The organism is Maledivibacter sp., assembly GCA_025210375.1.
GTDB lineage: Bacteria > Bacillota > Clostridia > Peptostreptococcales > Caminicellaceae > JAOASB01.
Genome location: JAOASB010000050.1, coordinates 43,865 through 68,743, shown reverse-complemented (window position 1 = coordinate 68,743; position 24,879 = coordinate 43,865). Strand labels below are relative to the sequence as shown.

Below are 24,879 nucleotides of genomic sequence, written 5' to 3'. Positions count from 1 at the left end.
TACTTGGCAGAATTGCATATGCGAATATCATCCTTGATTTAATTGCTTAAGATATAAGCATATTTGATGGTATGGCTTTGAAGAATTTTAGACTACATATGGTAGATAGTTTTTGTAGAAGGTAATTATGCAATTTGCTCATTTAATAAAAAACTACAGGAATAGGAACTAAAAGTTTACTTACTTTATCTACTGTACAATCTTTCTTAGATATAAACTAATACACTAATACATAGCAAAGTACAGAGAAAACAGTAATTGGTATAAAGTTGCTAGGTCAATAACTTGTCAATTAGTTTTGTACTTTTTGTCCCTTCTTGACCTCTTCATTAAAACAACCCTTGTTAAAAATTTGACTCACCTATTTGTGTTGCAAGTTGGATGCCAAATTATTATTTTCTATAAAATTTTATAACCAAAAAGGGGAAAACGTTTTAATTCCAATATTTATATAAGGGAATTTTATTTTTTTGCTTTGTAGAAAAAAATCCTACAAAGCAAAAAACATCGGCAAACGATGTGAAAACACATCATTTACCGATGAAAATATGCATCGTTTCAATCAATATGATATTCCTTTAATTTTCTTACAACTGTTGACTGGTCTATTTTCAGTACCTTTGCCATTTTTCTAGTTGTTTTATAGCTTTGCTTAGCCGACATTAACATTTGTTTCTCTAATTTTTTTGTTGCTTCCTTTAATGGTATGATCTCATTTATTTCAAAAGTTCTTTCTTTTCTATTATTTTTAGGATTAATAACATCGGATACTTGTTCTTTATCAATCATGTCTTCATTACATGTAATTACTAACCTTTCAATTACATTTTCAAGCTCTCTTATATTTCCAGGCCAGTCATGGGAAAGCAACATATTGTAGCCATCTTTTGATAATTTTTTTCCCATACCATATTTGCTATTACATTTGTTTATCATATGATTAATAAGCACAGGAATATCTTCAATACGATCTCTTAATGGAGGGATATACATGGGTAGTACATTTAATCTATAATACAGGTCTTCTCGAAATTCACCATTTTTTACTGCTTTTTTTAAATCTTTATTGGTAGCTGCAATGATTTTAGCTTTTATTTTATATGGACTTACATCACCAACCCTAGAAGCTCTACGCTCTTGTAACACATTTAATAACTTAACTTGAAGCTGCATAGGCATATCACCTATTTCATCAAGAAATATAATTCCATCCTTCGCTATTTCAAATAAACCCTTTTTACCCTTTTTACTTGCTCCTGTAAAAGCACCTTCCACATATCCAAATAATTCGGACTCCAATAAATTCTCAGGAATGGCTCCACAATTTATTGTGACAAAGGGTTTATCCTTTCTATTGCTCACTTTGTGAATGATATTGGCTAAAAAACCTTTTCCTATGCCTGTTTCACCTAAAAGGAGTACCGTACTATCTAAATCAGCTGTTCTTTTTATTAGATCGATGATTTTTTGCATCTCACAATTTTTACTTACAATTTCTTCTTTTTCTATTATTTTTCTTTTCGATATTTCTTCTTCAAACCATTCTACTATCTCTCCAGTATTTTGTATTTGTTTTCTAAGCTTTTCAATACTAGTAATATCCTTTGATATATTTATCACTTTAACAATCTCATTTTTCTCATTAAACATTGGAAAACCTGTTGCCATTAAAATTTTATTTCCACCTGTATGTTGTACTAAAGTAACCTTTTCTTTTCTTTTAAGAACTTCTAATGTGATGGATTTATCAATCATGCCTTTCTTTTCTAATTCCTTAGCATATTTACCTATAACCTCTTCTTCTGACATGCCAAAACTACTTTGACATGCCTTCCCAACGCATAAGATTTTTGCATTACCATCTAAAACAGTAATTTGGTCAAATGTTAATTCTGATGCTATCTTGATCTCGTTATATAACTGTTCATACTGCTTTAATTCTTCCTTCAGCACCTTATAATCATTAAGATCTTCCACTTTTATGCCCCCTATTCTTATGTAAAGAAAGACTAAATATTATTATTATTATGTGTTGAACAATTTACATCTGTTTGATTGATGGACATTCAGAAATCATTGGTTTATTAACATACCAAGTTAAATACTTAACATATATTCATAAATTTTTTTCATATGGATATTTTTATACCTATTTCTACTTTTAACCTATACATAAATTTCTTTATATTCTCTATGTATTCTAAAATTGTTCATTATTTCCTTGTTTTTGTTTCAAAAAATATAGATAATCATTTTATATCATCATAGATAAAACAGTAAAGTCTATATCATATTTCCATTTTAACAAATTGATTGGGATACGATTCCCTTACATCTTGCCATTTCGTAGAAGTCGCCACCTATTTTTTATATCTATATTATATCACTATTACTTATTCAGCCACAAAGGACTTCTATAGATTACATAATAAATAAGGAAATAATATTTTATATAAGGGTTTCGTATTTACGATTTTGTCTAGGTTTACAGATGGCTCCCCATGGCAGGATACCCTTTTGATCACCTAATACAGTCCCCCCCACTCAGCTCCTAAGCAGCTCACAGTTGGAATTCTATTATTTATCTATCTCAATCCAATATCTTCTTAGTTTCTTGTTCTTTGATTTATTATATATTTCTGATTCAAAAACTCCCTTATTTGCTTCAATTATCTTTTTTGAAGGATAGTTGTCAAAATCACATGTTACTAATACTTTGTTTAGACCTATATTCTTTGCTTTTTCAAGTCCTAATTTTAATATAATTTTACCATATCCATTTCTACGATATCTAGGAGAAATATCATAGCCTATATGACCAGCTATTTCTCTTAAGAAGTCATTATTTAGGGATTCACGAATTCTGATAGAACCTAAAATTTCATTATCATTATTAGATAACCAATAGGTATGACAAGGAACCCATCCTTCGGGTAAATCAATTCCTTGTGCATTACTATTCAATCTTCTAACATATTCATTATAATCTTCCAATGCCTCTTTATACATTTCATAATATTCTTTTTCATTACTATTTTTATAATCATTAATCAATTGGCAAAATACCTGTTCATATTTCAATGAAGGTTTTACTAAAAACAGTTCATCACTCATTCATAATTCCTCCTTTTAAAAATAAATAATTTAACAATCCACATTCTCAATTATCAAAAGACCCATAATAACTTACTCCAAAACGAGTGGAAAATAGCATATAGCATTTTGTATTTGAAACGTCATCAAATCGGATTAATATTGATTACTTCTTAGTCGTGCTTGCACTTGATGAGAATATGTGGCACACCCGTACTTCCTCAAAAACTTGCCTCCGTTTACTCTTGCTCAAATGCTTTGTTAGGTGATGCTGAGGGACTCACGTGAAACCTCTCAATAACAATTCAAGTACACATAACAGATTCTAATATTTTCTTTCCATCCATGTCTACGGCGAACCAAGCTGGTATGTCTTCTTTCGACCAAGCTATGATAAACTGGATTTGTAAAATGTCGTTATTATGTAAGTTATGAATGGGCACTACAAGTCCTTCTCTTGAATATGTTACTGCATTATATGGATTAATTTCTTTCTCAAATCTTTCAGGGAAGTAGTCATTTTTGCTGGCACGTACAATTAATCGTTGTCCATCCTCAGTGCCAATAGCAACACTAGTTTTACCATCATCCCAAATTTGACATTCTAAACCTTCTCCACTATTTATACCTCCATAATTCCAACTAAACCCCTTTCGCCATGTTGAAGAAAAAAAGCACTGATTTATATCAGTATAACTTCCTACTCTCCACATTCCAGCCCAATAACCTTGTACGCTCGTATGATAAGGAGTAGATATGTTAGGTCTACATAAAAGTAATTCTGCTCTAAATTTTTTAGTGATCCATTCCCCTATATATCCCCTTCCATTTAAAAGTGTATAAAGTTTTGAAGGAATAATATTACAGGTTGATCTATCTTCTACATTAAAATCTAAAACAATATTTCCTAATGGAGTTTCTACATTTCCAATTAGTTCTGATTTAATTGCATGTACATTTGAACACTTAAAAAGCTCCATTTTTCTCCCTCCAAAAATGATTTTAAAGTACCCTAGGCAATACTCCCATAGCCTCACTGTCATCTGACATTTATGGATTTACAAAGTTGATGTACCTTAGCTACACTTAGCTTAAATCAATTTTGGGAAAACGACGACAGGAGTCCAATCGTAAACCTTGTGTTGTGTGATGTATACATAACCCACGTTGTAAATCTAAGGTTATTTTTACTATACCTTATAAGTTGTATGTATAAAAAAGCATATAGTTGCACCAAAATGATATTATTGTTATTTTATAATCTATAAATAAGTTTAGGCGTTTTATTTCCCTTTGATATTAATGAGTCTATTTGATTATAAATAGTTGCTCCTAACCTCAAATAGAAGCCTCTTGCATCTGGACTAGTTATAATTGTAAATTCTCTAATTCCTAGTTTTTTACATGATTCAAGAGCATGATTCCATAACATTTTTCCATATCTTTTTCCAATATACATAGGTTCTATAAATAGATATTCTAAGGAGAACTCCTCAGAATTTAGCAATAATCCATAAAAACCGATTATTATCTCATCTTCTTTTAGAATATAAGTTGGATTATTTATTATAAATTCTTCTGTAATTAAGTATATTTCTTTGAATCTATCCATAAAATCTGAATCATAGCCCCAATAAGATTCCGATCTGATCTCTAAATCAGCTAATAATTTTATGTCCTTTGATGATGCACTTACTATTGTGGTCATTGGTTATCATCTCCTATAATAAAAGTACTCGCCAATAATATCTTGTTACTCTTTTGTTTAAAGTAATCAGTCAATTTAACATAAGTATAATTCTTTAACTGACATTTCAACATACTTTTTATCCCCGTGTATTTCACGCAACAGCTTGCATTTGCAACATCTCTGACTCAAACCATCAAAGCCCTTCATCATGGTTAGGCTTTACTCCCGATGAAGAGATGTTGCGTCCTTGAAATAACCCAAATACATGCCTCCGTGTACTCTTACTCAAATGCTTTGTTAGGTGATTTTTACCTCACCTTAAACTTTTCCATAATATAATAATCAAACATTATTATTCTTACTTAACATACTAATAAACTCTTTCACTTGTTTTCTATTTTTAAATATAAAAACATTTTTCCCATCACAATATTGCTTTATCTTTTCATTAATTGCCCTTCGTTTTTTTAAAGGAAAAATTAAAATCCACTTAATAAATTCCCAATCTAGCTTTTCTTTACATCCTTCTGTTATATCTGGTCTTGTTTTTCCTTCATACATAATTCTTCTTTTAATAACACCCCATAAACATAACCATAAATGAAAATCCAGAAAAATGATTGTATCTGCTTCCTTCAACCTCATTTCCATTGTGCTACTATAATTTCCATCAATTATCCATGAATCTAAAGTAATAATACTTCTTATCTTTTCTTCTAATTCTTCTCTTGATATACATTCCCAGCCTGGTTTCCAAAACAATCTATCTAAATGAAATAATCTAATACCTATTATCTCATTTAACTTACGTGCAAAAGTGGACTTCCCTGCCCCTCCGGAACCAACTATCATTATTTTTTTCATTATGCATAGCACCTCATCTTTCATAAGGGAAAATGTCCCCTAACGGTTCTGTACTTACCAAGCCGTCAAAGCTTACAGGTGGCTGCTCATGGCGATGCCCATCTGGGTGATCTAATGCAGTCACCAAATCAATTGATGAAATGATGTGACGTGGTCTTACTTTAAGTAGACTCACTCTGACCCACTGTATTGGAGACCTTACCACGTCCTTGCGTGAACACATTGTTATGTGAAGTTATTTTTTATCTCCATATTCAATATCAAAAAAATTTATTAGCTTCCCAAACATATCTCCATTCTCGTACAATAATATTTCCTTTAAAAGTATGTTGTTTAACCAACTCTCTTAATTCTTCCTTATTCTCTAAATATGTATAGTCCTTATTTCCTGGAATTCTGGATAAATACTTAGCAAACTCGTGTTCATCATCAAAAATCTCCTTTGCTTCAAATTCTTCTATACTAATATCTATGAATCCATTACTATATAAAAGTTTTCTGACTCTATCAAGTTCAGCACTGTGTATCCCTAAAATTTTTCCTCCTGGTTTTAAGCAACTATGATTATATATTATGGAAGTTGGACCTCTCCTATCATAAATTAAATCAAACTCATTCCCTTTTAAATTATTCTTTCCTTTAGTATTGCCATGGAGAAATTTTACATTAGAAATGTTATATTCTGATAAATATTTATTAGCACATTTTATCATTTCTTTGGAGAAATCCATGCCTATAATATTTTTCGTATATTGAGCCATCTTTATAGTAAATTCCCCATGTCCACAACCAATGTCAAGTACACTTCCATGTTTAGGTAGATATTCAATTAGTCTTTTCTCAAAAACTTCTTCACCCGATGTACCTCTTTTACTTGAACTCCAATTTTTCTTATACCCTCCTAATTTCTTTGCAATTTTATCATACCATTCTATTCCACCCATATAGCCTCCCTTGAATTGACCCTAAAATTTCGATAAAGTAAATAGATAATTTCATTTCCCAAAACTATATTTTATCAATATATTCTCTTAATATTCTTACAAGGCTTATATTTAGCGTAATTGAATTAAATAATATTGATAGCATCCAAAAATCTTGATAAATATTTTATTGATATATGACATATAGTTGTCATATATACTATGATATACTTCCATATAGATTAGATACTTTAAGGAGGTATATTATGAAATATGAGATAGTTGAATTAAAAGAAAAACAAGTTGTTGGGCTACTTGTAAGAACTACAAATGAGAACATGCAATCCGCAAGAGATATTGTTTCACTATGGCAAAATTTTATTTGTGAAGGAGTTTATAGGGCTATTGATGCCAAGATTGACCAAAAAACAATAGGATTGTATACCGATTATGAAAAAGATCATACAAAACCCTATGATTTCATGACTTGCTGTGAAGTAAATTCAATAGATGACTTAAAAGCTCCTCTTAAAGCTCAAATTATTAAAGCAGGTAAATATGCAAAGTTCTCCATTCGTGGACATATTCAAAAAGATGTAATGGATGCATGGCAAAGTATATGGTCAAGTGACCTTAACAGAACCTATATATCTGATTTTGAAGTATATCATAATAATTCAGAAGATATGAACAATCAAATTATCGATATCTATATTTCAATTAAATAGATAAGCTCATGAGGAAAGCACTATATATTTAATACAGAGCTTTCCTTTTGAATTAACTGTAGAAATCAAATAATCTGAATAAATCAAGTCTTTAAATCCTAACTTATATATCTTCTAATTCTCTCCCAAAGTTTAGCTAATATATATTAAATTTATCCATTTATTTCATATAATGTTTTAGCTTCCCGACGTTTCTAAGCTGAACCCATAACAAATACTTACTCAGCGGTACTTGTCCCCAGTGAAGAAATGTAATGGGATGGCTTGAACAAATGAATCTCATCAACCCCTCGTAGGAATACATTGTTATAGGATGTTTTGCAAATTTTGTACTTTTAATATTCACTTATAGAAATTATTTATTGCTTGAAACAATGGTATTAATACTGAAATGGACACTGCTATTAAAACTCTCCATATTCCTATTTGCCCATATATGATCTCAGAATTAGCTTTCTTATCCCATACACTCTTACCTTCATTTTCTAGCTTTATGTATGCATATACTTTAGTAACAACTTCTATATAACGAATTCCAAATCCAAGTCCTACTAACCAAACTAACGAACTTCTATAAATTGATTGTTTACATGTCAATAATTTGCCTTTATCACCTTTTATTTGAATATTAAATATCCATTTACCTATTGTAGTTCCTGTTTTTGATATTAATGCTGATTCAATAAAAATCCATATGAAAGGAGTTATATACATTATTCTTTCTATAGAATATAATTTTCTACTCACTTCAATAGGCAAAAAACACAATATATAACTTATAATACTACCTAAAATTGCATAATCTATTGATCTAGCCCAAAATCGTAACCAAGGATGTAATTGATGGGATTCTTGTGATTGACACTCTGAGTCTAGCCTATTATTATCTAATATTAGCTCTACGTCTCCTTGATTTAGTTTCATCTTGTTAAAGTTTTTATTCACTTCTTCTTGGGAAAAACCATGCTTTGTCATACAATACAAGCAATGTGCTGTATAACGATCTTTTCCAATCATCTTAACTTGGCTTGCATTTACTAAACAAGACATCCAATTTTTCCATTCTAAATAATCTATTTCAAATATTTCTTCACTTTCTATATCTTGTCCAAATACTTGCCAATCTTTCACTTGTGGGTCAAATATATTATCTATCTCTTCTACCATAATTCTAATATTATTAATATTTAAACTATCAGTTAATATTAACTCATTAAATGTATTTTCCAAATCATGACTTAGGGATTTATCAATTCTATAAAGTTTTACAAGATTTCTAAAAACATCTTCGAATCTAACTTGCATAATCAATTCTCTAAAAGTAATATCTTCAAGATAATCTTTCTCCAATAGCTTATTTCTATCCGAGACTTGAAAGTTTTTTATTCCCCTATCGACCATTTCCTTTTTAGCTACTTCAAGTGCCTCTTCTGTATATTCGGCATAATCTATATTAATAATTTCTAATAGTCTTCTATCTTTTAAATTACTCATACGTCTCTTTAATGTCTCCATTTTCTTATCTATAACCCCTTTATTAGTTTTAATTGAATAGACTAACTATATTATTAATATAGCTTTCTTGCTATTCTTCTCAGTGAAGTTTGCTTTAGTTGCCTAGCCCTATCTGTTACAATTCTCCACGTTAATTCTATTTCCTTCAAAAACAATATATACAGTTGTATTTTTTAGACTATTTTTTATCTTTTAACCCTATTTTTGCAAAAAAAAGAAAACAAGCAAAATGCTTGTTACAGATTATTGACAAAGTCAACAAGATGTCAGGCTGCCTAACAATTCGAAGTTCGAGGCGTGCTGAAACCGAGAGGCCGTAGCGTATACGGACATACGTAAGGGTTCTTGGGTGAAGCAACAACGAAGAAATTCGGGTTTTTAGGCAGCCTGAAACAAACAAAATGCTTGTTAATTATATTCCTACTTAAAATATATTTTGGGTATATTATTTATAAGCTTCTACAACTAATGGAAAGGATTCCGAATTATACTCCTTTTCATCAAAACCGCCATATAGCTTTATATCTTTAAACCCTATTACTTTTAGCATATTAAAAAGTTCTTTACTCTTCAAAGGATAAAGCTTTACACAATTTTCATATGATTTTTCGTTATCAATAATCAATTTAGTTTTGAATAAGATCTTACCCTCTTCTAAATCATATTTTCTAATAAATCTAACCCCGTATTCTGATCTATCAATCAATGGTAATTCTTTTACATTGTTCTTCAATACTCTATCATAGTTTACTATTTGTAAAATTACTACTCCATTATCATTTAGTAATTTATACATTTCTTCAAGAACCCTTTTAATTTCCCCCATATTATCTAAATGTACCAAGGAATTCCCTATACATATGATTCCATCAAACTGGTAATCCTCAAGGCCCTGGATATTCTTCATATCTAGTTTATGTGGTTTGACACTTGTTTTTTCTTCCTTATTCTTAGCTTCAATTTTCCTAATCATTTCCTCGTCTAAATCCACAGCAACTACATTAAACCCCAGCTTTGATAACGCTATAGAATAGTTCCCAGTTCCTGCAGCTAAATCTAAAATATTTTTTCTATCCTTAAAACGCTTTGTCATAAATTTGAACTGCACTTCTCCAAGGGGAAAAACTATGTCATAGTATTTGCTTAGTTCTTCATAAAAAGCCATAAAATCACCCTTTGTATTATTTTATACTTTTAATATACCCAATATATTTTACGACAACCCTTTCTTTAAGGCATGGCTTCAATTATTTCCTATAATAATTAGTACACTAATAGACAAAAATATTAATATGGGATTCATGTACAAAAGCTTATGTTGTACACAGTTATCAATTCCATATTATTCAAATTTTTTCATATGTATAATTTAGTACTTTCAATTGAATTTCCATAAAATTATTAAAGGGAGGTTTCTTTTATGCCTTGGAAAAAGGGAAAGATTAAATTTGATGATGGATCTATTTATTCCGCAGAATTATTAGTGAAATCCGATGGTGAAGTTTGGAATGTCAGGGTTTTAAAAGATGGTAAAGTCTTTGAAGAAATAGATGCATCTATGTTTGCCAATAAATTAGGTAAAAATGTAGAAGATGTTTATCCATTTACCTATGAACTAGATTAACATATTTAATTGAACAAATTGTATAATCACCTTATATAGTTTAAAAATATCCAGAACTATACCATATATATTATGTAATTGTACTAAATAGGAGTTATGCAATTTCTTCAATTTTTCAAATTCTTCTTTATATGTTTGAGCTTGTATTAATATACAGCTCAAACTTTTTATTTTATATAAAAAATTTTATATAGAAAAAATCACTAAATTATGGTAACATATATGATGCAAGTCAAATCATAAAGGAGGGATAGTTTATGTCAATAAGGGAAGAACTTAAACAATTTAGTAAATGGGCAGGATTTGTGGCAATTCTAACTATTATAGGTGGAGGACTTTCAGCTATAACAGGACTATTTGCATTCATCGTCGGTGCTATACCAGGAATAATAATGATTATTGTAGGGGTAAAGCTTTGGAAGGCTAAAAAAGAAGCCGATGAAATAGTAAACCTTGATGGTGCAGAGTATGAAAACAAAATGTATGCACTTATTTGCAATTTAACTAGCTATTTCAAAATTCAAGGTATCCTATTCATCGTTATAATCGCTCTTTATATCATAATGTTTATTGTAATGATGACTTTAGGTGTTTCTATGCTTCATTCACTTCCACAATTTTAGTTAATTTTAAAAGGTGTAAGCCCATGCTTACACCTTTTAAAATTGCAATAATCCATTGAAGGTTTTCAATAGAGCAAATTGCATAATTACTTTCTATAAAAATCATCTACTATATATAGTTTTAAAATCTCCGAAGCTATACCACCAAATATGCTATATCTTAAATATTCAAATTAAGGATGATATTCGCATATCAGGTTCTGCCAAGTCAGAGTTATACAATTTCCTCAATATACAATACACCCTAATACGCCTGCCATTATTACACAAACAATAGGATGAATCTTTAATTTTAATATAGATAGTAATACTACTGTTGCAATGAAAAAGCTCTTTACATCTATCAACGCAGTTTTACCAACAGATACAGCTGCTGAAAAAATGAGTCCTAAAACTGCTGGCCTTATGCCCATAAAAATATTTTTGATAACATCAGAGTCCTTTGCATCAGTCATATATTTACCTGTCAATATTAGAAGAATAAATGAAACAAGTATTACTCCAATAGTTCCCGCTATTGCTCCTTGGGTCATTGCAATCTTATAGCCCACAAAGGTCGCAGAATTGATGGCTATAGGCCCTGGAGTCATTTCTGCTATAGCAATTATATCGATAAATTCTTTAATGTTTAGCCAGCCATTGGAAGTTACTATCTCCTTTTCAATAAATGGGATCATAGCATAGCCCCCACCAAAGCTAAAGCCTCCTATTTTTAGGAAGGCAAGAAATATATTTAAGACTAATTTCATCAAATCCTACTCCTTTAGATAAGAACTTTTCTATAGGGATTCCTTTTCCTTATATAAGAAGTACCCTAATGCTCCAGCCACAATTATGATAAATATTGGATGCACCTTGAGTATAGTAATCAAAAGTATTGTAGATATAACTACTATATAACTAAATGTAGTCCTTTTAACTCCCCTCTTCAGCTTAAAAACTGCTACCAATATAAGTGAAACAACGGCAGGTCGTATGCCTTTGAATATTTTCTCCATTAGGTCTTTATTAATTGATCCAATTAAGAATTTAGCTATAATCAATATAATAAAAAATGAAGGTAATACTGCTCCAAGACATGCAATAACAGCACCCCTAAATCCAAATTTTCTATATCCTATGTATACAGCAGTATTAACGGCTAGTGCCCCTGGTATGGATTGTGCAAGGGCTATAATATCTAAAAATTCTTCTTCACCAATCCAATTATTTTTATCAACAATTTCCTCTTCTATTAAGGGTATCATTGCATAGCCTCCGCCAAAGGTAAAGGCTCCAATCTTAAAAAAAATCAAAAAAAGTCTAACAAGCTCTTCCATTTATATAACCTCGGCAATTCCTTATTTTTCGTCCATATTCTACTTAATTGTAAAGTAATTCATATAATCCGTCAAATCCACAAAAATTATACGCTCTTGTATGTGAACATATTATTTAAGGTCAGAATACTATATTTTATAGATAAACAACATTAGGCCCTAGGGTCGTTTATCTATATAGGAATATTAATTTGACCTAGATTATTCATAGTAAGTCAAAGCTCTGTGAAGCATACTTGAATTCCTGTGAATATGCTGGGTTAAAATTGCTTTTTTTATCCTTGTCTTGATTATGAAAGGGGATGGTTCAAATGAGCTACATAAAAGATATGATCGCCGATAGATTTAGAGATGAAAGCTTCGACATAGCCAAAGAAGACTACAAATTTATAAAAATAAAAAAAGCTAAGGATTCTGTGAAAAAAAAATATCCGAATGTTGACCTAATAGATTTAGGAATTGGAGAGCCAGATTTACCTGGGGATTCAAAGGTTGTGGAAGTACTATGTAAAGAAGCAGGAAAATCTGAAAATAGATGGTATGCAGATAATGGAATCCCAGAATTTCAAGAGGCAGCCGCAAGATATCTATATAAAGTATTTAAGGTAAAGGATATTGATCCATATAATGAAATTTTACATGGAATTGGCGCTAAATCAATCCTCTCAATGCTTCCCCTATGCCTAATAAATCCAGGAGATATAACCATAACTACTCTCCCTAGCTATCCTATAATCGCCACACATACCAAGTACTTAGGCGGTGTAGTTTATGGATTACCATTAACAACATCTAATAATTTTTATCCTGATTTCACTAATATCCCAAACATTATTTTATATAGATCTAAGCTTTTATATATTAATTATCCCAACAATCCAACTGGGCAAATTCCTACAAAGGATTTCTATAAAAGAGTAATTGATTTTGCACATAAAAATAATATTGTTGTTGTAGCTGATTCATCCTATGCAGCTTTAACCTTTGATGGTGAAAAACCTTTAAGCTTTTTGTCCATAGATGGTGCAAAGGAAGTGGGTGTAGAAATACACTCATTGTCTAAGTCCTTTAACATGACAGGCTGGCGTCTTGCTTTTATTGCTGGAAATGCTGATGTTATAAATATCTATGGTAAAGTAAAAGCGAATTCTGACTCTGGACAATTTAGAGCCATACAGAAATCAGGAATCTATGCTTTAAATCACCCAGAGATAACCCATATGAATTGTGAAAAATACTCTAGAAGATTTGACTTACTTGTGGCCGCATTAAGGTCCGTAGGTTTTGAAGCAAAAAAACCTAAATCCACCTTCTATTGCTACGTACCTATCCCAAAGGGTACTAAATCCGGTATAGTTTTTGAAAATGCTGAGGATTTCTCTTTGTTTTTGCTAAATAACGCCTTTATATGTACAGTCCCATGGAACAATCCAGAACCGTATGTAAGACTTTCAGTAACCTTTGAAGCCGATAATCATGATAAAGAGGTGGAAATCATAAATGAATTAAAGAGAAGATTGATGAAATTAGAATTAGTATTTTAGAGATAAAAGCGTCTGACGACGCTAAGGCTGCCTAACAAACCCGAATTTCTTCGTTGTTGCTTCAAGCAAGAACCCTTACGTATGTCTATATACACTGCGGTCTCTCGCTTTCACCACGCCTCGAACTTCAGTTTTTTAGACAGCCTGCCATCTAGTTGACTTTGTCAACAAGCTGAGCGTCTGACGACGCTTTTTTAGTTGCAAGTCAAAAGCACTTATTTTAACGCATACAAGTCATGGCAATATTATTAATTAGCTTTCTTCTATTCACCAATTTTTCATTATTCACCCTAGATGGATGATTAACATTTGATAATAAAATGAATGCTTTGCCATAATATCTATCTATTAAAATGGATGTCCCCGTAAACCCTGTATGATATATAGCCATATCACTAGCCAGTTCCCCGACGGAGTTTTCACTATCCTTCATAGCCCACCCATATGTTCTATTAAGATTAAGATTTTTTGTTTTAGGTGTGCATATTAAATCAATTGTATTCCTACTAAATATTTGCTTATCCTCAAACATTCCATCCTTTAAAACCATCATCGCAAAGTTTGAAAGATCTTCTACGGTAGAAAATAATCCAGCATGTCCTGCTACACCTTCAAACAAATAGGCTTTTTCATCATGAACTTCTCCTCTAACAATTGTATTCCTCAATGTACAGTACTCAGTGGGAGCAATTTTTGAGACCATATCCTTGGAAGGGTTAAAAAATGTATTTTCCATTCTAAGTGGCTTAAATAATCTTTCTTTTAGAAAGACTTCAAAGTCTCCTGTAATCTCCTCAATAATGAGCCCTAAGAATAAAAACCCAATATCAGAATACATAACTTTCTTTTCAAATTTTTCTTCATCAATAGTACAACCATATAATATCTCCATCAATTCCTTTTTGTTTTTACAACCTTTATAGACTGGCTCAGCAGAATATCCAGCCGTATGGAGCATAAGATGCTCAATAGTTAAATGGTCGTACTTAAAACCACTAAGGATATCTTTTATTTTTGTATTCATTTTTAATTTTCCATCTTCAAGCAATATCATTATGGCAGATGTAGTTGCTATTACTTTTGTAAGGGATGCTAGATCAAATATGGTATTCTGGGTCATGGCCTCACTATTAGGATATTTCTGTTTTTCTCCAACAAAGCCAATATATTTGTCTTCGGGAGCTACAAGTCCAAAAACAGCACCGGGAAAAACTCCTTTATCATATACGAGATCCCTTAAATATTCTTCAAAATAAGTTATTCTTTCCTTAATAAACATAATCTAACTCCTTTGTATTTTCAATAGCAAAAGCGATTTACCCTTTACCCCCTAGACTCCCTATTAGCTTTCAGCTTTTAATCTTTTTATATTAATTTCTCATTAAAATGACATGCTACAAAGTGATTTTTTCCCCTCTCCACCAGTTGTGGTTCTTCCTTTCTACACTTTTCCTTTGCTATGGGGCATCTTGTATGGAATCTGCATCCCCGAGGTATATCTGTAGGTGAAGGTGTTTCTCCCCTCAGAACAATTTTCTTTCTTTTTTTTCTAATATCTATATTGGCTAATACACTAATAAGGGCTTGAGAATATGGATGGATACAATTACCTGATATTATTTCGCTAGGGCCTATTTCAACTATCTTGCCTAGATACATAATGGCTATCCTATCGGAAACTAACCATGCTAAAGCTAAATCATGGGTAATAAATAGGTAAGATGTTCCTTTTTCCTCTTTCATTTCAAACATCAATTTCACTATATCCGCCCTTACAGAAGCATCTAACATAGATACAGGCTCATCGGCAACTATAAAGTCCGGTGAAATAATAAATACAGCTGCTATAGCCACCCTCTGCCTTTGCCCCCCACTAAGCTCATGGGGATATCTATATAAATAATCCTTTCCAGGCTTTAATCCCGCAAATTCCAAAGCCTCTATAACTCTTCTTTCTATCTCATCCTCCCATAGATTTTTTTCTATAAATCTAAGGGGCTCAGCTACTATGTCTACTATCATAAATTTCGGATTTAAGGATTGATATGGATCTTGAAAAATCATTTGTGCCCTTTTTCTAAAATTCTTCATCCATTTCTTATCTTTACAATTAAAGGATTCCCCATTAAATTTTATCTCCCCTGTATTATGGTGTACCAAATTTAATATAGCCCGTCCTGTAGTAGTTTTGCCACTTCCACTTTCTCCAACAAGGGAAACAATCTCCCCTTTATCTATGGAAAGGTCTATTCTATCAACAGCCTTTACTACTTTTTTATCTTTTTTTAATAAATCCTTAAAAAACCCTTCTCTAACATCAAAGTATACACTTAAATCATTGACTTTAACTACAGCATTACTCCCCATCCCTACTATTCCCCCTTTACTACATGACATGCTACAAGGTGTCCATCTCCCAAAACAGTATACCTAGGAACGGTGGTTTTACAAATGTCCATGCATTTATGACATCTTGGATGAAATCTGCATCCCTTGGGAGGAGCTAATAAATTAGGTGGAACTCCAGGTATTGACTCAACCATCTTTTTATCACCATATATATTAGGAAAAGCTTTAATAAGCTTCTGGGTATATGGATGCCTACAGTTTTCAATTATATCTTCAATACAGCCAACTTCAACTATATTTCCAGCATACATAACTGCTACCTTGTCACATATTTCCGAGATTATGGATAAATCGTGGGTTATAATAATCATGCTCATGCTTAATTTGCTTCTTAGGTCATTTATTAGATCTATAATCTGTGCTTGAACCATAACATCTAATGCCGTTGTGGGCTCATCTCCTATGATAAGCCTTGGATTACAAGCTAAAGCCATGGCAATCATTACACGTTGTTTCATTCCTCCACTAAACTCATGGGGATAATAATTGATTCTCTTTTCATCTAGTCCAACTAATTTAAAAAGCTCTATTACCCTTTTTTCTACAGCTTCCTTTGTTACATTAGGCTGATGAAGCTTTATCGCTTCACCTATTTGATCACTTATCTTCATAACAGGATTTAGTGAATTCATCGCACCTTGAAAAATCATGGCTATTTTATCCCATCTATATTTTTGCCACTGGATTTCATCATTTTTTATTACATTTTCTCCTTCAAAAAAGATATTTCCTTCATTTACATATCCATTACTTGGCAGCATTCCCATTATGGATAGTGCAGTTGTTGTCTTCCCACATCCCGATTCTCCAATGAGGCCTATGGACTCACCATCCTTAAGTTCAAAGCTCACATTTTCAACAGCTCTTACTACCCCTTCATTTATTTTAAAGAATACACTTAAATCTTCTACCCTTAGTATGTTTTTATTTTCCATAGCTACTATCTCTCCCTTAGCTTAGGATTGAGTATTTCATCAAAGGAATATCCTAAGAATGTAAAACTAAGTACAAGTAAAATAATACAGATTCCTGGAGGTGCATAGTACCACCAAGCCCCTATACTCACCGCCCCATTTGTAAATGCTCCATTCAGAATTTGACCCCAGCTAACGGCTAAAGGATCTCCAAAGCCTAAAAAGCTCAAGGTTGCTTCCCTTAGAATGGCCCCAGATGTAACTAGTATGGTGTTAGCAAAAATAACGGGAAATACATTTGGCAAAATGTGCTTTATCATTATATATACATTACTTGCTCCTATACATTTCGCCCTTTCAATAAATTGTCTTTTTTTAAAGGAAAGGGTTTGTGAACGTACTAATCTAGCCGTACCCGTCCACCCCGTCAGTCCAATAACTAGTATAATATTCCTGATACTAGTTCCCAATAATGCTGCTAACACCATTATGAGTGGCAAAGCTGGAAGCACCATCATGCCATCAGTAAGACGCATCAGTATACTATCAACCTTTCCCCCTATATATCCTGACCATAAACCTACTAAGGTTCCAATGGAAACCGAGATAGCTGCCCCGGTAAAACCAACTATCAATGATATTTTTGCTCCATTTATCAATGCCCCAAATAAATCCCTACCTAGCTGATCAGTTCCCAAGAAAAATTCCTTGCTAGGCTTTGCAAGCATATCACCCTTAGCTACATCAGTAATATCATAGGGATATAAAATAGGACCAATAAATGCTACAGCAACAAAAGAAGTCAACATTATAAATCCAACTAACCCGATTCTATTAGCAAAAAATACCTTTAAAAAGCCTTTGAAATTTTTTAATTTTACATCAACTTTATTTCTACCCATAGAACTAACCCCTTATTCGTATTTAATTCTAGGATCAATATACATGTAAACAATATCAGCAATGAAATTAGCCGTGACAACACAAAAACTAATAATTAGGAATACACCTTGTAACAAAGGATAATCCCTCATTTGAAGTGCTTTTATTGTCAATGTCCCAACACCTGGCCATGAAAATACAGTTTCCACTTGTATAGCCCCTGCAACCACAAAACCCAAACTGATTGCAATCACCGTTACCATTGGAAGCATGGCATTAGGAAGAGCATGCTTCTTTATAATGTATTTTCTATCAAAGCCCTTTGCTCTAGCAGTGGTAATATAATCCTCTGTGAATATGTCTAATAATGATCCTCTCATGATCATTGCGTACCTTCCTGTTATGGCTAACCCAAAGGTTATAGCAGGAAGTATTATATGATGGGCGACATCTTTATAATATGCAGCCTTTGAAGCATGATTAAGTCCCGGTGTGAGCATTCCAAAAAGAGGTACTGCTCCTAGCTTTACTCCAAAGTAAGACAATAATATAATACCTAACCAGAAAGCTGGTATAGCATATATGAAAAGCGCACTTCCCAACAAAATTACGTCTATTTTCTTTCCCCTTTTAGCAGCAGCTATGGTACCTAACAATATACCGAATACCATTGCAAGAATTTGTGCCGCTAATGCTAAAATAATCGTATTGGGTAACCTTTGACCTATTACGCCAAGTACGGGTTTTTTAAAGGAAAATGATTGACCAAAATTTCCTCCCAGCATATCTTTAATATATACTAAATACTGCTTATGTAATGGTAAATTCAGCCCATATTGTTTAACAATTGCCCTTGCGACCTCGGGATCTAGACCATCGGATTTTACAAACATGCTTACAGGATCACCGGGCATAGCTCTAAACAATATGAAGCTTATGGTTAATACAATCCATATGGTTACTAAGCTTTGAACTAGCTTTTTTATAAAATATCTCAGATTCATTTATATTCCTCCACGTTTACTATGTGAGTAAATCATCAAGAACCTATTTTCTCTTCTTTTTATATAGACTCCATTGCAACAATCTTTTTGTCATATGCCTTTTGAAAGCAAAGGCATATGACAGAAACTTATATATTATTTTTATCTTTTATCTTTCTTATTGAACATAATAAAACCAACAACAACTACTATAACAACTAACCATAAAATTGGACTTGAAAGTATTCCCTTGGATTCTTGTGGTTGCTCAGGGGAGGCATCTTTAGCTGTATTATCACCACTAGGCTCTTCCGCCTTTTGTACTGGAGCTTTAGATTTGATTTCTAGGTAGCTGGTGTTATTAAATATAGTCCCATCTCCATTTCTCTGTACCCAACCCTCAAACCTATCAGTTCTGAAGGCTTCATAGTATCCTTGATAGTAAAGAGCTACATATGGAGCTTCTTCTAAAGCCATTTTTTGTAATTCATTAATTGTCTCTAATCTTTCCTCTTCATTTACTTGCGTTAATTGTAATTTATATAACTCATCATACTTAGAATTAGAGTACATACAATCTGAGCGTCCACCTATTTGGTCTGTAGTCATAACAGATAAAATAAATCCTGGCTCATATCCAGGTGTCCATCCCCAAATAAATAGATCAAAGTCGCAGGCATTATCCCCCTCCAATTGCTGTTTCTCACTAAGGGTACTTCCATCCATTGATTCAACGATTAGTCCTATACCTACTTCCTCTAACCACTTAGTCATGAAGGGCATACTTTCCCTATAGTGCCAAGCATATCCATTACTCAATAGGGCTAGTCTAAATACAAGCTTTTCACCTTTATCATTTTTACGAACCTTAACCTCTCTACCACTTATCTCTTCAGTGGAAAATGAAGTGAATCCTTGTTTTTCTAGTAACTCTATTGCCTTTTCTGGACTATATTCGTGGGATATATCCAAATGCCATTTTCCAGATGCTGTTGGTACTAATGTGGAGCCTACATTTCCTACTCCCCCAAGTACCATATCCACAAGCTTATCTTTATCTAAGGCATAGTCAAAGGCTTTACGGATATTAGCATTTAGTAATAGTGGATTACCATTTGAAAGGGGATGTGACTTATCTGGATTTTCCGGATCAGTCCAGCAGTTAAAGCCCAATTGTGTTAGTTTTGGAGCCATAGACTTCACTACTTTAAAGGTTTCTTCTCCCTCTAGCTGAGGTACCTGGGTCTTAGATGGACTAAATACATCTATATCACCATTTCTAAAGGCCTGGAACATAGTATCCTTATTTTCAAAAAGTATATTGATTATACCATCTATGTTTGCAGTGCCATCATAATACTCATCATTTCTTTCTAATTCAAATATATTATCTTGGGGATTAAAGTTGCCCTTAAGCTTAAAGGGGCCTGTTCCTATAGGATTTTCATTAGTAAAATCTAGCATTTCCTGTGGAGTCATTTTTCCCCAAATATGCTCTGGTACTATTCTAACTGTATTAAGTGGTTCTGTAGTAAAATTTGCTTTTGGTGTAGAACATGTCATTTTCACTGTATACTCATCGATCTTTTCTATTTTTTCTACTTCCGATATATCCTTTTTACGTCTAAATGTCTGCTCTTCCTTATCCTTTGAATCTAATAGTGTTTGATACGTGAAAATCACATCATCTGCATCAAATTTTTCTCCGTCATGCCATACAATATTTTCCTTAAGGCTAATGGTCCATACAAGCCCATCTTTACTTACATTCCAGCTTTCTGCCAAATCCCCTTCCATCTCTAAGGTTCTATCATTCATTTTAACTAACCATGAATATACTCTGCCTTGAAGTGCATTATCAGCTTGCTTAGATTGAGTCCATGGATTTGCATTGGTTGGAAAGGCTGTTATACCTAATCTCAGCTTATTATCCCCTACAGCCTGTGCATCTACACCTATGGGCATCAACCCCACAAAAACTAACAGAACTGCCAATGATAAACTTAAAAACCTTTTACTCATGTTTAAAATCCCCCTCTAAAATTTATATGTACATTCTAAGTAACCATAGGCTTGGTCACTTATTAATAATTATGTGTAAATCCATAAACATATGATTTCGTAGTTCAATTTAATTCAATTTAATTATATTCAAAATATCAACAATATATATTGCTTATAATGCCTTAAATATTGCAAAAAGTGCTTTAGAACTGATTTGTCTTTTATGATACAAAAAACTAAAAAAACAACATAGAAAACCAAAGTCCAAGGTAATCTATGCTGTATTCTTCTATTGATCTATAGCCTTTAAATAATCTAATACTAATTTTTAAAGCATCCTTCCAGTCTATATAAAAGCTCTTTGCGATGAACTCTACTACCGTTGAGTTAGATCAATTTGTTTTTGAAAATGCTGATAATCCTTAAGGGATTTCCATTCACCACCCCAAATCCATCCTCTTTTTTTAAAGGCTTTATAGCAAATATCATCCTTTACTATCATACCCTTTCTCACATTTTTTCTATTCTTATATTCTTTACCCTCTATGGGAGATACTCTTTGTCCTGTGATACAAGGGTTTTGTACAGGATTAATATCAATAGCTAAACCATAGCTGTGTTTTGATAAAGTTCCCTTCTTCCCAGCAACTTCTCGATAACAAAATGATGAAGTATTATTATCCTCCATTGATAGATCATCACTGGCATCGTATTCATCAATAAGCCTTATTTTCTCAATTGGGAATTTAGCTTCATGAAGCTCTTTAAATATTTCTAGGATTTCCTCAGCAACTTTTTTATGTACAATCAACTCCCCCATATGTTCTTCTTCATCAAAACCCCAGTACTTGACCTTTACATAGGATAAATCCTCAAACTCTACGGGAGCGCCTTTTTTCCACGATACGCCATTAATCCTATTAATTATTTCCTCGGATAATGGCTCAAGGGTAAAGCTATCCATAGCATTTTTAGAAATATCCTCTGCCATTAATTGCAGGTCATATTTATCAGCAAGCTGCTCAGTCAATGTGGCTTTTACATCACCTATATGTAAAAGCAGTAATGTTGGTATTAACATAAATACACCTCTTTTACTCTTCATTTCAAGTCCCCTTTTCTTTAAGGTTTCAAGCAAAATACTAACCCCTTCTATATAAACTCTATAATTATAATTTTATCATAAATATTAAAATATATAGGGTTTTCATAGTATAAAGTTAAAGTCTATACTAAAATCCCCATAGAGAGTTTCAATTTCTTTTCAAAAAATAAAATGACCTTCCTCTACTATAAGGAAGGTTAATTACTATATTTACATAAAATAACGAGAACATAACGATCTACCTTGCACCATTATAGATAGCTTAGTACCCAGCCATGATCTTTCGACCATAACCAAGCAGGTCACCACCCATAATAATGGTTCGTTCGACCCTACATGATATCTTAACAACCCTATGCAATCTTTCGACTGCATAGAATCATTAGCAGCAGCTTAATCCATAAGAATACTACATCGACACCATGCAAAATCTTCGCTCGACCCTATATGATAGGTTGGGATCATATTACGATAATACTAGGTACGACCGTAATACAACCTTTCCCAACCATATAGAATCTTCCCTCCGACTGCATACCAGCCAACTAAGACCAATATACAATCTTTGGCCGACCCATATACACCCCTCGGCGAGAAGCATATATAAATCTTGGCTCAACCGTTATATCCCCGTTAATAATATTATGCCCTGATATTATTTTTATATTTAATTTTAAAAATGGTATTTTTTTGAATTTTAAGTTACTTCTTTACGGTTTACGAGCTTACTTTCATATGCCCCTATCTCAATATCATTAAATTTCTTCATTTTGTCGGTATGATTGGTAATCACTAAATATTCTTCATCATTATTATCCCGTATATATACCTCAAGCCCATCCTGGCTATTAATATAACGGATTCCTCTTTCAACAACAACTTCCTCTGCTATCCCTTGAATAATCTGGGTATCTACCCCGCCACCGATGTAATACACTCTACCCTTGCCATATTCATTTACAGTTACACAGGCTTTATCACTATACAGCTTATCCCTATACCCATATAGTATCCTGGCAGTTTTTGGGGTGATTAAATCCCTCCAAACTTCACACAGACCTAGCCTTCCTTTATATTTTCCTTTACCTACTATTCCCACTTCTTGACCTGTCTGAAGCGACTCTACCTCATTTACTTCGATCCCAGATATTTTCCTTACATTACATGGAATAACATCTCCAAAATTAATATTATTATCTCTATCCTTAATCCCAGCTCTAAAGGAAAATATAATTATACCTCCCCTTGCCGCAAAGGCTTCCAATCTATCCCCAAGGTCTCTATCAATAATCTGCAAGGTGGGTATTACTAAAACCTTATATTTTGTAAAATCCCGGGTAACAGGAACTACATCCATGTTTGTATTTAAATTATAGAAGGGTGTATACAGTCTCATTAGCTCCTTAGTAAAATCATACCCTGTACTTTGTGGTTGGAAGTTCCATGACCAAATATTGTCGTAGTCATACAAAATTGCAATATCCGATTTTATTTCTGAGTTGAAAATCCCTTCGTGGGCGGCAATTTCAGTCATAAAGGATTGAACTTCCCTATATTTTCTTCCATATCTATTGTCATGGTCCACTATGCCAAAACAAAACTGCTCTGCTCCCCTGTTCATACCCCTCCATCTAAAATAAAGCATATTTGTACAACCATGGGCAAAGGCCTGATAAGACCACATTTTTCCTTGATTGGGCCTAGGAAGATATCCTATGACAGTATGACCCTGGGCACCCATTAGTTGCTCTACAATCCAGAAATTTTTATCCTGGAGTCCTCTGATAAAATCTAGGTTCATGGCAATTTCAGCCCTTGGTAATGGTTCCGAAAGACCTCCCCAAACTGGATAATTATCATAGGATACAAAATCCAAATCCTTTACATGCTCCCCATGATCAAAGTATTTACCAAAAAATCCACCGGCAACGTTGGTTGTAATGGTTTGATGATCTCCCTTCAAACTCCTAACAAGTTCTATATGCTCCTTTGCAAAATCATTAAGGGAAAAGGATCTAAATCTAGCCCAATCCAATTGTAAGGATGGATTATGGGTGGTTATAGTCTTTAATGGAATTGGTATCTCATGGAAATTATTATAGGTTTGCCCCCAGAAAATAGTTCCATAGATTTCATTTAGCTCATGGATATTTCTATATTTATTTCTTAAAAATATCTGGAATTCCCTTTGACAGCTTTCACAGAAACACATATCACTGCCCTCATGTCCAAATTCATTATCAATTTGCCATGAAATAATAGATCCCTCATTTTTGTAATGCTCAACTAATTTAGCAACTATCCTCTTGCTATATTTCTTATAGATTTCAGAGTTATAGCAGTATTGCCTTCTACCTCCAAATGCTCTACTTTGTAAGCCCTCGTCCTTGGATAATATAGAAGGGTGTTTTTTTGCAAGCCATGCTGGAAACGTGGCCGTAGGAGTACCAAACATCACCTTTATATCTTGAGCCTTTAGCTTCTCAATCACCATATCGAAAAATGAAAAGTCAAACTCTCCATCTTTCTTTTCCATTAGGTACCATGCAAATTCACCTATTCTAACGATGTTAACTCCAAGCTCCTTCATGGCCCTTATGTCCTCATCTATCATTTGTATATTCCAATGCTCTGGGTAATAGTCCACACCTAAATACAT

General features: G+C 32.8%; 22 protein-coding genes. 4 read left to right on the top strand and 18 right to left on the bottom strand.

Going from position 1 to position 24,879, the window contains the following annotated elements; genetic code table 11:
- Positions 1–558: 558 nt before the first annotated feature.
- The 6 genes from N4A68_17285 to N4A68_17260 form a co-directional block, all read right to left on the bottom strand.
- Entirely contained in the window at positions 559–1,977 is a 1,419-nt protein-coding gene (locus tag N4A68_17285; protein ID MCT4566048.1) for a sigma 54-interacting transcriptional regulator, read from the bottom strand.
- 600 nt (positions 1,978–2,577) lie between these two features.
- Entirely contained in the window at positions 2,578–3,114 is a 537-nt protein-coding gene (locus tag N4A68_17280; protein ID MCT4566047.1) for a GNAT family N-acetyltransferase, read from the bottom strand.
- Positions 3,115–3,398: 284 nt separating this feature from the next.
- Positions 3,399–4,073 (bottom strand): hypothetical protein, encoded by a 675-nt coding sequence (locus N4A68_17275; GenBank protein ID MCT4566046.1) that lies wholly within the window; start codon positions 4,071–4,073, stop codon positions 3,399–3,401.
- A gap of 275 nt (positions 4,074–4,348) precedes the next feature.
- Positions 4,349–4,801 (bottom strand): GNAT family N-acetyltransferase, encoded by a 453-nt coding sequence (locus N4A68_17270; GenBank protein ID MCT4566045.1) that lies wholly within the window; start codon positions 4,799–4,801, stop codon positions 4,349–4,351.
- A 324-nt stretch (positions 4,802–5,125) separates the two neighbouring features.
- Entirely contained in the window at positions 5,126–5,647 is a 522-nt protein-coding gene (locus N4A68_17265) for a DNA topology modulation protein (GenBank protein ID MCT4566044.1), read from the bottom strand.
- A gap of 260 nt (positions 5,648–5,907) precedes the next feature.
- Complete coding sequence (locus tag N4A68_17260) at positions 5,908–6,591, bottom strand: class I SAM-dependent methyltransferase (protein ID MCT4566043.1); 684 nt, start codon at positions 6,589–6,591, stop codon at positions 5,908–5,910.
- Between the two features lie 245 nt (positions 6,592–6,836).
- On the opposite strand from N4A68_17260, the gene N4A68_17255 reads away from it, so the two are divergent.
- The gene (locus N4A68_17255) at positions 6,837–7,298 is read left to right on the top strand and encodes a GyrI-like domain-containing protein (protein MCT4566042.1); all 462 of its coding nucleotides are present in this window, start codon (positions 6,837–6,839) and stop codon (positions 7,296–7,298) included.
- A 342-nt stretch (positions 7,299–7,640) separates the two neighbouring features.
- Here the strand turns inward: N4A68_17255 and N4A68_17250 are convergent, their stop codons facing one another.
- Both N4A68_17250 and N4A68_17245 read right to left on the bottom strand, forming a co-directional pair.
- Positions 7,641–8,792: an RDD family protein gene (locus N4A68_17250; GenBank protein ID MCT4566041.1), complete on the bottom strand. Its 1,152-nt coding sequence runs from the start codon at positions 8,790–8,792 to the stop codon at positions 7,641–7,643.
- A gap of 466 nt (positions 8,793–9,258) precedes the next feature.
- Positions 9,259–9,978 carry a methyltransferase domain-containing protein gene (locus tag N4A68_17245; protein MCT4566040.1) on the bottom strand — a complete coding sequence of 240 codons (720 nt, stop codon included), beginning with the start codon at positions 9,976–9,978 and terminating at the stop codon, positions 9,259–9,261.
- A 255-nt stretch (positions 9,979–10,233) separates the two neighbouring features.
- On the opposite strand from N4A68_17245, the gene N4A68_17240 reads away from it, so the two are divergent.
- Positions 10,234–10,437 (top strand): hypothetical protein, encoded by a 204-nt coding sequence (locus N4A68_17240; protein ID MCT4566039.1) that lies wholly within the window; start codon positions 10,234–10,236, stop codon positions 10,435–10,437.
- Positions 10,438–10,694: 257 nt separating this feature from the next.
- Positions 10,695–11,060: a DUF5362 domain-containing protein gene (locus N4A68_17235; protein ID MCT4566038.1), complete on the top strand. Its 366-nt coding sequence runs from the start codon at positions 10,695–10,697 to the stop codon at positions 11,058–11,060.
- A 227-nt stretch (positions 11,061–11,287) separates the two neighbouring features.
- Here the strand turns inward: N4A68_17235 and N4A68_17230 are convergent, their stop codons facing one another.
- Entirely contained in the window at positions 11,288–11,809 is a 522-nt protein-coding gene (locus N4A68_17230; protein MCT4566037.1) for a chromate transporter, read from the bottom strand.
- Between the two features lie 30 nt (positions 11,810–11,839).
- Positions 11,840–12,379 carry a chromate transporter gene (locus N4A68_17225; protein MCT4566036.1) on the bottom strand — a complete coding sequence of 180 codons (540 nt, stop codon included), beginning with the start codon at positions 12,377–12,379 and terminating at the stop codon, positions 11,840–11,842.
- A 311-nt stretch (positions 12,380–12,690) separates the two neighbouring features.
- On the opposite strand from N4A68_17225, the gene N4A68_17220 reads away from it, so the two are divergent.
- Positions 12,691–13,923: an LL-diaminopimelate aminotransferase gene (locus N4A68_17220; GenBank protein MCT4566035.1), complete on the top strand. Its 1,233-nt coding sequence runs from the start codon at positions 12,691–12,693 to the stop codon at positions 13,921–13,923.
- A gap of 220 nt (positions 13,924–14,143) precedes the next feature.
- Here N4A68_17220 and N4A68_17215 read toward each other — a convergent pair whose 3' ends face one another.
- From N4A68_17215 to N4A68_17180, 8 genes are all read right to left on the bottom strand, one after another.
- Positions 14,144–15,202 carry a serine hydrolase gene (locus N4A68_17215; protein MCT4566034.1) on the bottom strand — a complete coding sequence of 353 codons (1,059 nt, stop codon included), beginning with the start codon at positions 15,200–15,202 and terminating at the stop codon, positions 14,144–14,146.
- Between the two features lie 86 nt (positions 15,203–15,288).
- Positions 15,289–16,290, bottom strand: a complete 1,002-nt coding sequence (locus N4A68_17210; GenBank protein ID MCT4566033.1) for an ABC transporter ATP-binding protein — start codon at positions 16,288–16,290, stop codon at positions 15,289–15,291.
- Between the two features lie 5 nt (positions 16,291–16,295).
- The gene (locus N4A68_17205) at positions 16,296–17,267 is read right to left on the bottom strand and encodes an ABC transporter ATP-binding protein (GenBank protein MCT4566032.1); all 972 of its coding nucleotides are present in this window, start codon (positions 17,265–17,267) and stop codon (positions 16,296–16,298) included.
- Positions 17,268–17,272: 5 nt separating this feature from the next.
- Positions 17,273–18,148: an ABC transporter permease gene (locus N4A68_17200; protein ID MCT4566031.1), complete on the bottom strand. Its 876-nt coding sequence runs from the start codon at positions 18,146–18,148 to the stop codon at positions 17,273–17,275.
- Positions 18,149–18,160: 12 nt separating this feature from the next.
- Positions 18,161–19,132 (bottom strand): ABC transporter permease, encoded by a 972-nt coding sequence (locus N4A68_17195; protein ID MCT4566030.1) that lies wholly within the window; start codon positions 19,130–19,132, stop codon positions 18,161–18,163.
- 141 nt (positions 19,133–19,273) lie between these two features.
- Complete coding sequence (locus N4A68_17190; protein ID MCT4566029.1) at positions 19,274–21,133, bottom strand: ABC transporter substrate-binding protein; 1,860 nt, start codon at positions 21,131–21,133, stop codon at positions 19,274–19,276.
- A gap of 358 nt (positions 21,134–21,491) precedes the next feature.
- Positions 21,492–22,220, bottom strand: coding sequence for a M15 family metallopeptidase (locus tag N4A68_17185; GenBank protein MCT4566028.1), 729 nt, complete (start codon positions 22,218–22,220; stop codon positions 21,492–21,494).
- 697 nt (positions 22,221–22,917) lie between these two features.
- Positions 22,918–24,879 (bottom strand): beta-galactosidase, encoded by a 1,962-nt coding sequence (locus N4A68_17180; protein ID MCT4566027.1) that lies wholly within the window; start codon positions 24,877–24,879, stop codon positions 22,918–22,920.

Coding starts and splice junctions, on each gene's coding strand:
- N4A68_17280 (MCT4566047.1), bottom strand. CDS start 3,114: ATGAGTGATGAACTGTTTTTAGTAAAACCTTCATTGAAATATGAACAG.
- N4A68_17275 (MCT4566046.1), bottom strand. CDS start 4,073: ATGGAGCTTTTTAAGTGTTCAAATGTACATGCAATTAAATCAGAACTA.
- N4A68_17270 (MCT4566045.1), bottom strand. CDS start 4,801: ATGACCACAATAGTAAGTGCATCATCAAAGGACATAAAATTATTAGCT.
- N4A68_17265 (MCT4566044.1), bottom strand. CDS start 5,647: ATGAAAAAAATAATGATAGTTGGTTCCGGAGGGGCAGGGAAGTCCACT.
- N4A68_17260 (MCT4566043.1), bottom strand. CDS start 6,591: ATGGGTGGAATAGAATGGTATGATAAAATTGCAAAGAAATTAGGAGGG.
- N4A68_17255 (MCT4566042.1), top strand. CDS start 6,837: ATGAAATATGAGATAGTTGAATTAAAAGAAAAACAAGTTGTTGGGCTA.
- N4A68_17250 (MCT4566041.1), bottom strand. CDS start 8,792: ATGAGTAATTTAAAAGATAGAAGACTATTAGAAATTATTAATATAGAT.
- N4A68_17245 (MCT4566040.1), bottom strand. CDS start 9,978: ATGGCTTTTTATGAAGAACTAAGCAAATACTATGACATAGTTTTTCCC.
- N4A68_17240 (MCT4566039.1), top strand. CDS start 10,234: ATGCCTTGGAAAAAGGGAAAGATTAAATTTGATGATGGATCTATTTAT.
- N4A68_17235 (MCT4566038.1), top strand. CDS start 10,695: ATGTCAATAAGGGAAGAACTTAAACAATTTAGTAAATGGGCAGGATTT.
- N4A68_17230 (MCT4566037.1), bottom strand. CDS start 11,809: ATGAAATTAGTCTTAAATATATTTCTTGCCTTCCTAAAAATAGGAGGC.
- N4A68_17225 (MCT4566036.1), bottom strand. CDS start 12,379: ATGGAAGAGCTTGTTAGACTTTTTTTGATTTTTTTTAAGATTGGAGCC.
- N4A68_17220 (MCT4566035.1), top strand. CDS start 12,691: ATGAGCTACATAAAAGATATGATCGCCGATAGATTTAGAGATGAAAGC.
- N4A68_17215 (MCT4566034.1), bottom strand. CDS start 15,202: ATGTTTATTAAGGAAAGAATAACTTATTTTGAAGAATATTTAAGGGAT.
- N4A68_17210 (MCT4566033.1), bottom strand. CDS start 16,290: ATGGGGAGTAATGCTGTAGTTAAAGTCAATGATTTAAGTGTATACTTT.
- N4A68_17205 (MCT4566032.1), bottom strand. CDS start 17,267: ATGGAAAATAAAAACATACTAAGGGTAGAAGATTTAAGTGTATTCTTT.
- N4A68_17200 (MCT4566031.1), bottom strand. CDS start 18,148: ATGGGTAGAAATAAAGTTGATGTAAAATTAAAAAATTTCAAAGGCTTT.
- N4A68_17195 (MCT4566030.1), bottom strand. CDS start 19,132: ATGAATCTGAGATATTTTATAAAAAAGCTAGTTCAAAGCTTAGTAACC.
- N4A68_17190 (MCT4566029.1), bottom strand. CDS start 21,133: ATGAGTAAAAGGTTTTTAAGTTTATCATTGGCAGTTCTGTTAGTTTTT.
- N4A68_17185 (MCT4566028.1), bottom strand. CDS start 22,220: ATGAAGAGTAAAAGAGGTGTATTTATGTTAATACCAACATTACTGCTT.
- N4A68_17180 (MCT4566027.1), bottom strand. CDS start 24,879: ATGTATTTAGGTGTGGACTATTACCCAGAGCATTGGAATATACAAATG.